Raw genomic sequence first — 13,398 nt, 5'->3', positions numbered from 1 at the left:
GTGTGACAAACCGCTTATTTGTCGTTTGTAGCAGTAACATTGACTTTGCCCAGTTGTAAAAGAGATTTTTGCAGTATTGACTGATAATCAGTCATATCACGCTGCGCGACTGAGCCAAAATTTGTTAATTGACTGGTTAATTGACTGACTGGCATCAGCATCGCAGGGTTGGCGATACCGCTTTTTGCAAAACCGATGGCTAAACTGGCGTTATCGCCGCCCAAATAAAAATCTTTGATGGTAAGTTGATCGTCAGTCGGCGTATGGGTTTTCTCATTGTTATTGGGCGAACTAGTTGCAAAATCCAGCGTTAAGTCCTGCTTTTCTTGAGTGACCAAGCTGAGCTCGTCATAGCCTCTATCCGCAAGGTAAACCGTATCTTTGCCACCGCCCACATTGATGATGGTATCATGACCAAATCCTTTGGTGAAATAATATAAATCATTGCCCGTGCCACCCACTAGCATATCATCACCGGCATTGCCGATGAGCACATCATCATCAGCACCGCCTAGCAGCCGATCTTGACCGCTATTACCCACTAGCACATCGTCCCCCTGACTACCCCATAATAAATCCCCTACGCCCTGCTGTCCAAGTACAGAACCGTCAATATGGTGATTGATCAGGACGTCATTAGCTAAGGTGCCAAAATACTGGTTAGCTTTATTGGCAAGGGATTTGGCTTCATAACTGTTCCAATCCAGTGGCTTGCCAAATGCTTGCTGATAATCTTGCGATATACGCGAAGTGGCAAAACGGTTATTCAAGAACACCAAGGTATTGTATTCATCATACGTATAAAGTGGCGCATGAAACTGCCCACTGGGCAACATGCTCTGATTGAGCACTGCCAATTGGGTTATTTTATCGTTTTCACTGATTGCTTGGCGCATGATTTCATCGACTTCAGTAAACACATCTTTATCTTGCGGTTTTGCCGCGTTATCGAGCCACAAGGGTTTGACAAACCGTTGATAGCCTAATTCTTTTGCCACCAAAAACTCATAATAAGTTGCCTCACCCTCCGCTTTGGCGCGTGCCATCCCATAGGTTTGTGGCGTATCAAATTGATACAAATTGTTTTTATCACGATTGATTTTTTGGTATTGACCGGTTGCGTGCCCTAGCTCGTGGGCGATGTTCAAAAAATTTTTGTAACTTTTAGCAATATGAATGGTATTGCCGTAGGCTTTTGCGCCGGCACCGACGGTGGTATCCTGCTCATCGATGAGTAAGTTACCTTGGAATCGATTGAGCAAATTGACCAAGGTAGGCGATTTTTCGATATCTTGGACATTAAACCCCGATTGAACCAAATAGACATTGTTGGGATTGTTCAGATCTAACGCAGGCATGACCTTCCTTTACGTAAGTGGCTTTTTAGGTAGTTTTTTTAAGTGGCTTTCTTTACCTGTTTTTTTTAAGCGGATTTTCTATCAAGTAACGCTTAATGACAGCAGAAAGTTATCACAGCAAAAAGTGAATTTTACAGCGGCATTGACTCATGCACAGTTATTGCACAGATCCTATCGTCGGATAAAGGTATAGTAAAATATAAATTTTAAAAAACGTCAGCAAGCTTAATCAAATTTTCAGCCGGCTGTTAACGCGCTATTATAGCGCAATTAATGACTTAAAACGCCCCTAAACAGGGGGCATTTAACCGCCAGATTAGTCATGCCTATAAAAATGGAAAAATTATGAAAATCGAAAACTCGTATGCCACGCTCGATCCAAGGCTCTACCATAAACAACCCCCTAAACCGCTCACCAACCCGCAAGCAGGGCATTTTAACCCGCAAGTCGCCAACCAAATTGGTTGGGCAGATGATGAGTTTTTAAGGCAGCATTGGGTTGAAATCTTTGGCGGCGACATCGTTCCCGACGGCTTTGAACCGTTAGCCATGGCGTATGCTGGACACCAATTTGGGCAATGGGCAGGGCAACTGGGCGATGGTCGTGGTCTATTACTCGCTCAGGTAATCGATAAAGACGGACAATTGACCGATTTGCATCTAAAAGGCGCAGGATTAACCCCCTACTCGCGCATGGGGGATGGTCGTGCGGTGATTCGAAGCGTCGTGCGAGAGTATTTGGCAGGTCATGCGCTTAATCGCTTGGGTATTCGCTCTAGCAACTCACTGGGTTTTGTGGTGTCAGATACCCCTGTCAACCGTGAGACACGCGAACGCGGCGCTGCGCTACTACGTACCGCAGATTGTCATATTCGCTTTGGGCATTTTGAATGGGTGGCAAATTATGCGCCTGATTTATTGCTGTATTTTACCCGTTATGTCATCAAAACTTATTTCGCCGAATGTTTTGACAGTGACACGCCCATTCAAGATTTTTTGCGACAAGTGGTTGATAAAACCGCCAAAACCCTGGCGGATTGGCAGCTGATTGGCTTTGCCCATGGGGTGATGAATACCGACAATTTATCCATCACAGGTGCGACCATCGATTTTGGTCCTTACGGTTTTATGGAGCGCTTTAATCCGATTTGGATCAACAACCATTCTGATTACAACGGGCGTTATGTTTATCAAAACCAGCCTTCCATTGGGCTTTGGAATTTGTCACGTCTGATTACCTTATTTTTACGCCTTAATGGCGAAAAACTGACCGCTAATCATCCGCCAGAAACTTTGTCGCGCGAGCAGTTAACCGACATTTTAGACAGTTTTGGTGAGATTTTTTATCGGTATTATCAGCAAGGTCTCTGCCAAAAATTTGGCTTACCCATCAGTGAAGAAAACTGTGACTTTGCTTTGCAGTACTTGGAGATCATGCAGCAAAACAAACTCGACTTTACCAACAGTTTGCGAGCGCTAGTAGCAATCGTTGCTGACGCCAAACCCAATGATAAATTAAACCTATTACATGAATTTAATTTACTTAATCAGTTGAAAATTTCAATTAGCAGCGGTAACGGTCAAGCCAATGCCACCTTAGCGGATTGGATTGCTACCTACCATACCAAATTACAGCAGGATTCTTTGCAGTTGGTAATGAGCCACAATCCAGTGTATGTCCTAAGAAACAGCATGGCACAGCAAGCCATTGAATTGGCTGAACAAAATGACATGAGTGAGGTGGATAGACTGTATCAGCTACTGGCTAATCCTTACCAAGTTAGTGCATTAGCCAAGCCAAGTGACACCGAGCCACCGTTGGCAGATGCGCCTGAAATATGCGTCAGCTGCTCATCTTGAGGTGATAGACAAAGTCGTTAGCGTGATTTTTTAGCTAACTAGTTTTATTTTTTGCGGGTACTCAACTAGTCATCAATCTGTCAATAGTGCTAGAATAGCGAACACTACGATTCGAAAATGACTATCGCAACGAAGGATATTATGGATAAATTATCGCCGACCAACAATGGCTTATCAGACAAAGAATTATTTGAACAAGCCGCCTTGCATTATCATGCCAATCCACGCCCAGGTAAAATTTCTGTTACCCCCATCAAGGCACTTGCCAACCAACGGGATTTGGCACTTGCCTATTCGCCTGGCGTTGCCGTACCTTGTCTAGAAATTGAAAAAGACCCCAAAAAAGCCGCGCTTTATACCGCTCGTAGCAACTTAGTCGGGGTGGTGACCAATGGTACCGCTGTTTTAGGATTAGGGAATATCGGTCCTTTGGCGTCAAAACCTGTGATGGAAGGTAAAGGCGTGCTGTTCAAAAAATTTGCCGGCATTGATGTGTTTGACATTGAAGTGGCACAAAACGATCCGGATAAATTCATCGAAGCAATTGCCTCTTTAGAGCCTACCTTCGGCGGTATCAATCTTGAAGATATTAAAGCCCCTGAATGTTTTTATATCGAAAAAGAATTGCGTAAACGCATGAACATCCCTGTGTTCCATGATGACCAACATGGTACCGCGATTATTGCGTCTGCCGCGTTATTAAACGCGCTACAAATTACCGGCAAAAAAATCGAAGATATCAAAATTGTGGTATCTGGTGCAGGTGCTGCAGCGATTTCTTGTTTGGATTTGATTTGTGCGTTGGGCGCAAAAAAAGAGCACATCTTTGTCGCTGACTCAAAAGGCATCATCACCAGCAACCGCGCAAACCTCGATGAGTCAAAACAGCGTTATGCCCGCGATACCGAAGCCAAAACCTTATCGGATGTGATTGAAGGCGCGGATATGTTCTTAGGTCTATCTGCCGCTGGCATGCTGACCCAAGATATGGTAAAACGCATGGCGCAAGATCCCATTATCTTTGCCCTAGCCAATCCAAACCCAGAAATTCTACCTGAAGATGCCAAAGCGGTGCGTCCCGATGCGATTATCGCCACAGGTCGCTCTGACTATCCAAACCAAGTAAACAACGCACTGTGTTTTCCGTATATCTTCCGTGGCGCGCTTGACGTCGGTGCCACGACCGTCAACGAAGAAATGAAAATTGCCTGCGTGCGAGCTATTGCTGCCATGGCACATGTGGAAGCCACCCCACAAAAAGGTCAAAAAACGGTGGATGAAACCCAACGTTTTGGTCGTGAATACCTAATCCCTGGGCCGTTAGAGCCAAATTTGATTTTGGAGATTGCACCAGCGGTTGCCAAAGCTGCGATGGATTCTGGCGTTGCCACGCTACCCATCGAAAACATGCGTGCTTATCGCGATAAACTCTCAGAGTTCGTTTATAACTCTGCGTTCTTGATGAAACCTATTTTCACCCGTGCCAAACAAGAACCAAAACGTATCGTTTACTGTGAAGGTGAGGATGAAAACGTATTACGGGCAGTGCAAGTGGTGGTGGATGAAGGCTTGGCAAAACCTATCTTGGTCGGTCGTCCAACCATTATTGCCAACCAAATCCAGCGGTTGGGCTTACGTATGGTGGCAGGTGAAAATTATGAACTAGTTAACATCGAAAGCGACCCACGTTACAAAGACTACTGGCAGTTTTACTATGAGATGAACAAACGCAATGGTGTGACGGTTGAGTTGGCGCGTCGTGATGTGCGCCGTAAAACTTCGTTGATTGGCGCGCTAATGGTTGAACGTGGTGATGCTGACGGTATGATTTGTGGTACATTTGGTTCATATCACTTGCACTTAAACTACGTGCAAAACGTGATCAAAAAACAAGCAGATGCTAAAGATTTTTATGCGTTAAATGCCTTATTGATTCAAGGTCGTAACTTGTTCATTGCTGACACTTACGTGCATGAAGATCCAACTGCTGAACAACTAGCAGAAATGACGGTATTAGCAGCGCAAGAAGTCCGCCGCTTTGGTCTTGAACCGCGTGTGGCATTGCTATCACATTCAAACTTTGGTTCATCTGACTTTGAAAGTGCCAAAAAAATGCGTCAAGTTTATGATTTATTGACCGATATGAATGTTGATTTTGAGTTTGACGGCGAAATGCATGGTGATACCGCGCTTGATGACCGTATCCGCCATGCCTCATTCCCATTTAGCAAATTGACAGGTTCAGCCAACCTACTCATCATGCCAGACTTAGATGCGGCTAACATCGCATTTAACTTGCTAAAAACCGCGACCAATAGTGTCACCGTCGGTCCATTGTTATTGGGAGCGCAACGACCTGTGCATATCTTGACATCTTCTGCGACAGCACGTCGTATCGTCAACATGACTGCCGTAGCAGTAACGCAAGCGCAAGAGTTGGCAAAATAATTTTGTGTTGATTGATAAAACCAGTTTAGTGCTCTAAACTGGTTTTTTTATGGGTTTAATTTAGTTAAAACATCGGGGTGGTCATGCAAGTTTATTTGGTCGGTGGTGCGGTACGCGATTATGTATTGGCGCGCGAGGTCACTGAACACGATTATGTGGTGGTCGGCGCAACGCCTGAGCAGATGCTGGAGCTGGGATTTTCGCAGGTAGGGGCTGATTTTCCGGTTTTTTTACACCCAAAGACCCATGACGAATATGCACTGGCTCGCACGGAACGCAAAAGCGGTAACGGCTATCTTGGTTTTAAGGTACACGCTGACGCCGCTGTCACCTTAGAAGAAGATTTAGCCAGGCGCGATCTCACCATCAATGCCATGGCTATAGAAGTCAACGGCTTGTTTGACTGCAGTTTTAAACAGGGCAAATTTGATACCCGCGATATCATCGACCCGTATGGTGGCTTAGCAGATATTCAGCAAAAAAAATTACGCCATGTGTCCGCCGCTTTTACAGAAGATCCGGTACGCGTATTGCGCCTTGCCCGTTTTGCCAGTCGTTATGCGCCGCTCGGATTTACGGTCGATGAGCCCACCGCTAAACTTACCAGCCAAATGAAAGCCGCAGGTGAGCTGAGTCATCTTGTCGCTGAGCGGGTATGGTCAGAGACGTCAAAAGCGTTAACGCAAGCTTGGTCGGATATTTATTTTGACACGCTTTATCAGCTCAATGTCCTCGATGTTATTATGCCAAAACTCTATCAAGCATCGATTGATAATCCTAGCCAATGGCAATTGATGCTATCTGCGCTGCGGATGGCGGGAGAGCAACAAGCGCACAACGTCATGAAGTTCGCCCTTATAGCCACCTGCTTTAAGTCTCACCAGCACCACAATAACCCAACCACCGAGTATTTAGAATTTTGCCAAGGTTTAAAGGTGCCAAAAAACGCTGAGCGATTGGGGTTATTCATTGTTGAGCATTTTGATGAATTAAAAAATTTTAATCACTTAACTGCAGACCGATTGTTTGAACTGTTAAGATTAAGTAATAGCCTTAAAGACACCTCTCTTTTAGAGCAAGCCTTACAAGTCGTTCATCTTTATCAACAGGTCAAACAAACCGCGCTGTTAGCCACTATCAAAACGCAGTTAACGCAAATTTCTGCCAAAGATGTGGCAAGCGAGCTGACCGGCAAACAGATCGGTGAAGCCATTGACCAGTTAAGGTTGCAAAAACTTGAGGAAATTTTAAATCAGCCACGATAAAGGAAGCATCATCATGACAACGACAGCAATAGCAACAAAGATCCAACTAACCCATGTGTTAGTATTAAATGGTCCCAATCTTAATTTGCTTGGCAAGCGAGAACCAGAAATCTACGGATTTCAAACCCTACAACATATTGAAGATGATATAAGACAATTAGCCAGCCAGTATCAAGTCAAACTCACCTGTTTTCAAACAAATCAAGAATCTGCCCTGATTGATAAAATCCATCATCACGGTTTGTTGACCACAAATCCTGACGAGCAGATTGACGCGATTATCATCAATCCCGCTGCCTTTACTCACACATCGGTAGCAATTCGCGATGCCCTACTCGCCGTAAATAAACCTTTTATAGAAGTTCATCTTTCCAATATTCACACCCGTGAGCCATTTCGACAGCATTCTTATTTTAGCGACAAAGCCGAAGCGGTCATCTGTGGTATGGGCGCTTTTGGTTATACTGCAGCGTTTAATTATCTGGTTCAAAAATATCAGTAACAACATAATTTAGCCTAAAATCAGTAGCAACATAGCAGCAAATTTTAAGTGTACAAACGTACACAAATATACCCTGCTATATCTATTTATTTTAGAAAAATCTTGTTACAATACGGCAATCTATGAATTGGTTGTCTATGAAGCGTATAATTTTAAGGTAGTTAGGATATGGATATAAGTAAAATCAAACAACTTATTGACTTAATGGAAGAGCGAACATTAGCAGAATTAACCGTACAAGATGGCGATAAAAAGGTCTCTATCTCACGCCATTTACCCCAAGCGAATGTTCAACCCGTCACAGCAACTACAGCCACCACGACAACCGCTAACGCTGCCCCTGTAAAATCTGGCATGGTAGAAACATCACCGATGGTTGGGGTGTATTATGTTGCACCGAGTCCTAATGACGCGCCATTCATTAAGGTGGGTCAACAGATACAAGCAGGCGATAGTTTAGGCATTATTGAAGCCATGAAAATCATGAACCCGCTTGAAGCAACCCAAAGCGGTATCATTGCAGAAATCTTGGTACAAAACGGCGATGTGGTGCAATTTGGTCAACCGATTGTCCGTTACGAGTCTTAATTTTTAACTTTTTTGTATATTTGAAGTTTGATTATCGATAAAAATTAGGGATAGCAATGATAAAAAAATTACTGATCGCCAATCGTGGTGAAATTGCACTTCGCATTGTTCGCGCTTGTAAGCAGCTTGGCATTCAAACGGTGGGCGTCTACTCAACTGCAGATGACAACTTGATGCACCTTCGATTCGTTGACGAATCCATCTGTATTGGCAAGCCCAATGCCAGTCAAAGCTATCTCAATATCGATACTATCTTAACAGCCGCAGAAATCTCTGGCGCTGATGCCATTCACCCAGGTTATGGATTTTTATCTGAAAATGCCGAATTTGCCGAACGCGTGGAAGAGGCAGGGCTAACCTTTGTAGGTCCTGCGCCTGAGCACATTCGCTTAATGGGTAACAAAATATCCGCTATCAACGCCATGAAAAAAGCCGGTGTGCCTACTGTCCCTGGTTCAGTGGGTAGCGTCACTCTGGCTAACGCTGAAGAACAAGCTAAAGCCATTGGCTTTCCTCTGTTAATCAAAGCGGCAGCGGGTGGTGGTGGTCGTGGTATGCGCGTGGTTGAACGCCTTGAGCAGTTATTGTCTCAAGTGCAAGCCGCCAAACAAGAAGCCGAATTGTGGTTTGGGGATGATAGCGTTTATATGGAGCGCTTTTTAAAAAACCCACGCCATGTCGAAGTGCAAGTGTTAGGTGATGGCGAAGGCAATGCCATTCATTTATTTGATCGCGATTGCTCGCTGCAACGTCGTCACCAAAAAGTGCTTGAAGAAGCCCCTGCCCCAGAGATTCCTGATGATATTAAAGAGCCCATTTTGCAAGCTTGCGTCCGTGCTTGTGAGCAAATTAACTATCGCGGTGCAGGGACGTTTGAATTTTTATATGAAGATGAGCAATTTTTCTTTATTGAGATGAATACCCGCGTACAGGTTGAACATCCAGTCACCGAGATGATTACCGGCATTGATGTAGTGGTTGAACAGCTTAAAATCGCATCTGGCTATGGGTTATCGTATCGTCAAAACGAAATCGAAATTCGCGGTCATGCCATCGAGTGCCGTATCAATGCCGAAGATCCTGTGACTTTCATGCCCTCACCCGGTACGGTGACCCACTTTTTTATGCCAAATGGTAGCGGTGTACGTTTTGACTCGCACCTTTATCCAAGCTATGCCATCCCTACCTTTTATGACTCATTGATCGGCAAATTAATCTGTCATGGTCAAACCCGTGAACAAGCGATTGCCAAGCTTCGCCATGCCCTTGACGAGCTGATTATCACGGGTATCAAAACCAATGTGCCATTGCATCGCGATGTGATTTTGCAAGATAAGGCATTTTGTAAGCAAGCACAAAACATTCATTATCTAGAAAAAAACTTATTATCCCAGCCAGAGACGTCAAAAACCGAAACAGAATAAGGTTAATGGTAAAAAAAAGAGGGTCATTTGAGCCTCTTTTTTTATTCAATTTTAATTCATCGCCAAATTCTTAAGAGACGCTTTAAGCAGATTTTGGATGGTTAACGGTGAATCAATAGCAGATTTTGCCAGTTTTATCGCAGCTTGCGCTTCTTTATCGCGATAACCTAGTGCAATCAACCCCGCTTCGACTTCAGCAATGATAATGCCTTCATTGCCACTATCGGTCTCTAATGGCAATGAAGGGGCAAAACCTGACGTATCACCTAAGTGCTTGATTTTGTCTTTTAATTCAACAATCAGTCGCTGTGCGGTTTTTTTACCGACCCCTGGAATACGCGTCAATGCCAGCTCATCATTGTTCATCACAAACTGGTGCAACTCCTGCACCGTTACGGTTGACATCATCGCCAACGCCATCTTTGCCCCCACCCCATTGACTTTAAGCAACAGTCTAAACACTTCCCGATCGCTATGGCTTAAAAACCCAAATAACAACTGAGCATCCTCGCGCACCAAAAAATGCGTCCACAAGGTGACGGACTGATTTAATTGTACTTGGCAAAATGCATTGAGCGGCATCTCAATTTCATACCCAACGCCCGCTGTGGTCATCACCACTACCGTAGGTGCCATTAGATGATGCACTTGCCCTTGAATTAATCCTATCATTGATGACTCACTACAAATAATTTAATCCAATAAAAAAGTGGGCAACCTCAGTCAACCCACTTGAATGTCATGCTTTTTAGTCATTTGCTAAAACTTTAGTTCTAGTATTTAGTTATAGAAACTAACCATTTTTTCTAGGCTAATTGGGCGAATTTTATCCGCATTACCCGCCGTACCAAATGCGGTATAGCGATCGATACAAACCGCTTTCATCGCATCGATAGTCTTGGCAAAATATTTGCGTGGGTCAAATTCTGCTGGGTTTTCAGCGAGGAATTTGCGAATCGCACCGGTTGAGGCTAAACGTAAATCGGTGTCGATATTGACTTTACGTACACCATGTTTGATGGCTTCTACGATTTGCTCAACTGGCACACCATAAGTCTCACCGATATTGCCGCCATTTTCGTTAATCACTTTGAGCCATTCTTGTGGCACACTTGAAGAGCCGTGCATCACAAGGTGAGTATTAGGAATGCGGGCATGAATTTCTTTGATACGTGCAATCGATAAGATATCATCGGTAGGTGGTCGGGTAAATTTATACGCCCCGTGGCTAGTGCCGACTGCAATCGCTAGTGCGTCGACATGGGTATCGTTAACAAATTGCTCAGCTTCATCAGCACTGGTTAACAGCTGTGAATGGTCAAGTTTACCTTCTGCCCCTACGCCATCTTCTTCGCCAGCCATACCTGTTTCAAGGCTACCCAAAACGCCAATTTCACCTTCTACTGATACACCACAAGCATGAGAGAGTTTTACCACTTCACGCGTCACTGCCACATTATAATCATAGTCTGCAGGGGTTTTACCATCACTCTTTAACGAGCCATCCATCATCACCGATGAAAAACCCAATTGGATTGAACGCTGGCAAACCTCTGGACTGGTACCATGGTCTTGGTGCATAACCACTGGAATATGTGGCCACTCTTCAATGGCAGACAAAATAAGATGGCGTAAAAATGGGGCACCTGCGTATTTGCGTGCGCCTGCCGATGCTTGCACAATCACAGGTGAGTTGGTTTCATCGGCTGCCATCATAATGGCACGCATTTGCTCTAAGTTATTGACGTTAAATGCAGGAACACCATAGTTGTTTTCTGCTGCATGGTCTAAAAGCTGACGCAAAGAAATCAAAGCCATATTACTTTCTCTTAGTAAAGTTAATAATCAATTGAAAATTTTAGAAAAATTGGGTTTTGCCATGTTGGACAAGGCTTGAGTATAACAGAAGTGCACTACAATTTAAATTCAAAAAAATAACTTTGAAATGATTGATATTATGAAAAAATAGTTAACTCAATAAAATAAAAAGCCCCAAAATGATTTTGGGGCTTTTTTAGGCTGAATGCTAAATTTAGTATTTTTGTTTTTCTGGCACGGTTGTTTGAATATCAGTATTGCTATTTGCTGCATCGTTTTTAACCGCTTCTGCACCTTGGGCTACATTGGCTGCACCAGTCGCTACAGCAGAGGCTACGTTTTCGGTGGCTTGCGCGGCGCCATTGGCAACAGCTTCAGTCGCGTTGATTGCTGCGCCTTGGGCAACCGCGGCACCCGTGGTAGCAGCACTGGCAACTGCGTCACCTGCATTTGCTGTTGCACTGGCGGCACTTGCAGTCGCGTCTTTAATGTCTTGACCCGCTGCGCTTGCTGCGGCTTCAGGTTGACCGTTAGCTGCAGCTTCTTCCGTTTTTTTACTACATGCCGTGATTGATAAAGTGGCTAATAAAGTTGCCAATACTAAATTACGTTTTAACATATTAATTCCTTAAACGCCAAACATATGGGTATACATACTTATATAATATCTTATCGACAATATATTTTTGGTGCAATTAATTACAATGTTTACCATACAAATATTAACTTAACATTACATTAATTCAGCGATGATAAATTTAAATCGCTGAATTAATGATAATGATTGTTAGCATTTAGGCACGTTGGCTCAGTGCGTGCACGGCAGGTAGGGTTTTACCTTCCACAAATTCTAAGAACGCCCCACCCCCTGTTGATGTGTAGCTTACTTTATCGGCGACCTTGTATTTATCAATCGCAGCGAGCGTATCACCACCGCCTGCAATGCTAAAGCCTGCACTTGCTGCGACTGCTTCACTAACGATTTTGGTACCTTCGCCAAATTTATCGACTTCAAATACGCCGACAGGTCCATTCCATAAGATGGTTTTGGCATTTTTAATCGCATCGGCAAGTTTTGCCGCACTGCTTGCACTAATGTCTAGAATCATTTCATCATCTGCAATGGTATTGACAGATTTGGTTACGGCATCGGCAGATTCTAGCGAGCCCAAAAAATCATCAAAATCAATTTGTGATTTTTTGGCGACGACCACTTCGTCAGGTAATAATACATTGGTTTCTTGCATAATGCTTTTGGCCGTTTCCACCATGTCCGCTTCATATAGCGATGCACCGACATTGGCACCTTTGGCTGCCAAGAATGTATTGGCAATCCCACCGCCCACAATGATTTGGTCACAGATTTTTGCCAATGATTTAAGCACATCCAATTTGGTAGAAACTTTCGAGCCACCAACAATCGCAAGCATGGGCTTGGCCGGGTTATCTAAAGCTTTGGCTAATGCATCAAGTTCTGCCGCTAACAACGGTCCTGCACAAGCAATCTTTGCTTTGGCGATAACGCCTTCTGTCGACGCTTCAGCACGGTGAGCAGTACCAAAAGCATCCATCACAAATACATCACATAAAGCGGCATAGCGTTCAGATAAAGCAGCATCGTTTTTCTTTTCACCCGCATTAAAACGTACGTTTTCCAGTAGCACAACTTCTCCTGGGGCTACTGTCACATTATTTTGGACATAATCGGTCACTAATTTGACAGGCTTGCCCAGAGCATCGCCCAAATAATCTGCGACTGGCTGCAACGAATATTTGGCTTCAGGGTTTGAGGGGGCTGGGCGACCTAGATGTGAACACACGATAACCGCTGCGCCTTTATCTAAAGCCAACTGAATAGTAGGCAAGCTTGCTTTTAAGCGGGCATCATTGGCAATTTTGCCATCTTTTAACGGTACATTTAAATCTTCGCGAATCAAAACTGTTTTGCCAGAAACATCAATATCGTTTAAACGAGCAAATTGCATGGATTAACCTCTAAGTTAACAACAGGATGGTGACCCGTAGGGGTTGATAAAACGTCGTCACATGACAACAAAAATTGAATAAAAAAATAAGCGTAGATTAGCATATTTTGAGTATTTTTAACATTATTGATGCTATCAACTAACGCCACG

Annotated in this window: 11 protein-coding genes; 6 read left to right on the top strand and 5 right to left on the bottom strand. The window is 44.0% G+C overall.

Annotated elements, in window-relative coordinates; translation table 11 throughout:
* Positions 1-14: 14 nt before the first annotated feature.
* Positions 15-1,358 (bottom strand): calcium-binding protein, encoded by a 1,344-nt coding sequence (locus RTS09_RS01450; RefSeq protein ID WP_312533580.1) that lies wholly within the window; start codon positions 1,356-1,358, stop codon positions 15-17.
* Between the two features lie 345 nt (positions 1,359-1,703).
* Here RTS09_RS01450 and RTS09_RS01445 point away from each other — a divergent pair, with 345 nt between their 5' ends.
* From RTS09_RS01445 to accC, 6 genes are all read left to right on the top strand, one after another.
* Positions 1,704-3,218, top strand: coding sequence for a protein adenylyltransferase SelO (locus RTS09_RS01445; RefSeq protein WP_312533577.1), 1,515 nt, complete (start codon positions 1,704-1,706; stop codon positions 3,216-3,218).
* A gap of 117 nt (positions 3,219-3,335) precedes the next feature.
* On the top strand, positions 3,336-5,666 hold the full coding sequence (locus tag RTS09_RS01440; RefSeq protein ID WP_312533574.1) for an NADP-dependent malic enzyme: 2,331 nt from the start codon (positions 3,336-3,338) through the stop codon (positions 5,664-5,666).
* A gap of 83 nt (positions 5,667-5,749) precedes the next feature.
* Positions 5,750-6,931 carry a tRNA nucleotidyltransferase/poly(A) polymerase-related protein gene (locus RTS09_RS01435; protein WP_312533571.1) on the top strand — a complete coding sequence of 394 codons (1,182 nt, stop codon included), beginning with the start codon at positions 5,750-5,752 and terminating at the stop codon, positions 6,929-6,931.
* A gap of 13 nt (positions 6,932-6,944) precedes the next feature.
* Complete coding sequence (gene aroQ / locus RTS09_RS01430; RefSeq protein WP_312533568.1) at positions 6,945-7,433, top strand: type II 3-dehydroquinate dehydratase; 489 nt, start codon at positions 6,945-6,947, stop codon at positions 7,431-7,433.
* 168 nt (positions 7,434-7,601) lie between these two features.
* Positions 7,602-8,021, top strand: coding sequence for an acetyl-CoA carboxylase biotin carboxyl carrier protein (locus RTS09_RS01425; RefSeq protein WP_100269924.1), 420 nt, complete (start codon positions 7,602-7,604; stop codon positions 8,019-8,021).
* A 56-nt stretch (positions 8,022-8,077) separates the two neighbouring features.
* Complete coding sequence (accC, locus tag RTS09_RS01420) at positions 8,078-9,445, top strand: acetyl-CoA carboxylase biotin carboxylase subunit (RefSeq protein WP_312533565.1); 1,368 nt, start codon at positions 8,078-8,080, stop codon at positions 9,443-9,445.
* Between the two features lie 51 nt (positions 9,446-9,496).
* Here the strand turns inward: accC and ruvA are convergent, their stop codons facing one another.
* From ruvA to RTS09_RS01400, 4 genes are all read right to left on the bottom strand, one after another.
* Positions 9,497-10,117, bottom strand: coding sequence for a Holliday junction branch migration protein RuvA (gene ruvA / locus RTS09_RS01415; RefSeq protein ID WP_007116725.1), 621 nt, complete (start codon positions 10,115-10,117; stop codon positions 9,497-9,499).
* Between the two features lie 108 nt (positions 10,118-10,225).
* The gene (fba, locus tag RTS09_RS01410) at positions 10,226-11,263 is read right to left on the bottom strand and encodes a class II fructose-bisphosphate aldolase (RefSeq protein WP_007116726.1); all 1,038 of its coding nucleotides are present in this window, start codon (positions 11,261-11,263) and stop codon (positions 10,226-10,228) included.
* A gap of 214 nt (positions 11,264-11,477) precedes the next feature.
* Entirely contained in the window at positions 11,478-11,882 is a 405-nt protein-coding gene (locus tag RTS09_RS01405; protein WP_007116727.1) for a hypothetical protein, read from the bottom strand.
* 175 nt (positions 11,883-12,057) lie between these two features.
* Positions 12,058-13,248: a phosphoglycerate kinase gene (locus tag RTS09_RS01400; protein WP_312533563.1), complete on the bottom strand. Its 1,191-nt coding sequence runs from the start codon at positions 13,246-13,248 to the stop codon at positions 12,058-12,060.
* Positions 13,249-13,398 lie beyond the last annotated feature (150 nt).

Origin of the sequence: Moraxella sp. CTOTU47618 (genome assembly GCF_032017425.1) — a bacterium.
In the GTDB taxonomy this organism is placed as follows: Bacteria; Pseudomonadota; Gammaproteobacteria; order Pseudomonadales; family Moraxellaceae; genus Faucicola; species Faucicola tetraodonis.
Note: the sequence above shows the minus strand (reverse complement) of the source record. Positions and strands in the feature narration are given on the sequence as shown.

Excerpts from the sequence above, each read along its gene's own strand:
- RTS09_RS01450 (WP_312533580.1), bottom strand. The coding sequence starts at position 1,358 with ATGCCTGCGTTAGATCTGAACAATCCCAACAATGTCTATTTGGTTCAA.
- RTS09_RS01405 (WP_007116727.1), bottom strand. The coding sequence starts at position 11,882 with ATGTTAAAACGTAATTTAGTATTGGCAACTTTATTAGCCACTTTATCA.
- ruvA (WP_007116725.1), bottom strand. The coding sequence starts at position 10,117 with ATGATAGGATTAATTCAAGGGCAAGTGCATCATCTAATGGCACCTACG.
- RTS09_RS01440 (WP_312533574.1), top strand. The coding sequence starts at position 3,336 with ATGACTATCGCAACGAAGGATATTATGGATAAATTATCGCCGACCAAC.
- accC (WP_312533565.1), top strand. The coding sequence starts at position 8,078 with ATGATAAAAAAATTACTGATCGCCAATCGTGGTGAAATTGCACTTCGC.
- aroQ (WP_312533568.1), top strand. The coding sequence starts at position 6,945 with ATGACAACGACAGCAATAGCAACAAAGATCCAACTAACCCATGTGTTA.
- RTS09_RS01435 (WP_312533571.1), top strand. The coding sequence starts at position 5,750 with ATGCAAGTTTATTTGGTCGGTGGTGCGGTACGCGATTATGTATTGGCG.
- RTS09_RS01445 (WP_312533577.1), top strand. The coding sequence starts at position 1,704 with ATGAAAATCGAAAACTCGTATGCCACGCTCGATCCAAGGCTCTACCAT.
- RTS09_RS01425 (WP_100269924.1), top strand. The coding sequence starts at position 7,602 with ATGGATATAAGTAAAATCAAACAACTTATTGACTTAATGGAAGAGCGA.
- fba (WP_007116726.1), bottom strand. The coding sequence starts at position 11,263 with ATGGCTTTGATTTCTTTGCGTCAGCTTTTAGACCATGCAGCAGAAAAC.
- RTS09_RS01400 (WP_312533563.1), bottom strand. The coding sequence starts at position 13,248 with ATGCAATTTGCTCGTTTAAACGATATTGATGTTTCTGGCAAAACAGTT.